Source organism: Streptomyces sp. 13-12-16, assembly GCF_002114215.1.
In the GTDB taxonomy this organism is placed as follows: domain Bacteria; phylum Actinomycetota; class Actinomycetes; order Streptomycetales; family Streptomycetaceae; genus Streptomyces.
Map to the genome: position 1 here is coordinate 1 of NZ_NCTE01001385.1, position 728 is coordinate 728.

Sequence of the window (728 nt, forward strand, 5' to 3'; positions counted from 1 at the left end):
GCGAAGGCCCGCCCGTCCGCCCGCACCAGCCCCGCGGCGGCCCGGCGCACATCGGCGGGCCCGGCCAGGGGGAGCCGTTCCCCGCTCATCGCACGACCTCCTCGGCGGCGTTCTCGCCGGCGTCCCTGGCCACCAGCTTCCGGTATCCGGGCTCGGCGTCGAGCAGTTCACGGTGGCTGCCGCTCGCCACCACCTTCCCGTCGGCCAGGAAGAGCACCCGGTCGACCCGGTCCAGCACCAGTGGCGAGGTGGTGGCCAGCAGCGTCGTACGTCCCTTCCGGGCCGCGCGCAGCCGGTCGGCGACCGTGGCCTCGGTGTGCGCGTCGAGCGCCGAGGTGGGCTCCACCGCCAGCAGTACCTCCGGGTCGGCCAGCAACGCCCGTGCCAGCCGCATCCGTTGCCGCTGGCCGCCGGAGAGGTTGCGGCCCTGCGCGGACACCGTCGAGCCCAGCCCCTCGGGCAGCCCTCGCACGATGTCCTCGGCGGCGGCCGCGCGCAGCGCGCGCAGCACCTCCTCGTCGGACGGGTCCCCGCGCCCGGCCACCACCTCCCGCAGCGGACCGGCGAACAGATCGGCCTCCGGGTCGGCGACCAGGATCCGCTCCCGCACCCGCGCGAGCGCGACCTCGTCCAGCCGGACCCCGCCCCAGGTGACCGCCGACGGCGCGTAACGCCCGAGCCGGTCCACCACGGCGAGCGCGTCGGCGGGGCGTACGGCGGTGAGCGCG

General features: G+C 77.3%; 1 protein-coding gene. It reads right to left on the reverse strand.

The genetic code is table 11. The features are described 5' to 3' along the window. Positions 1-85 precede the first annotated feature (85 nt). On the reverse strand, positions 86-728 hold a 643-nt coding region (locus B7767_RS41205; RefSeq protein WP_143652965.1), incomplete at its 5' end, for an ATP-binding cassette domain-containing protein.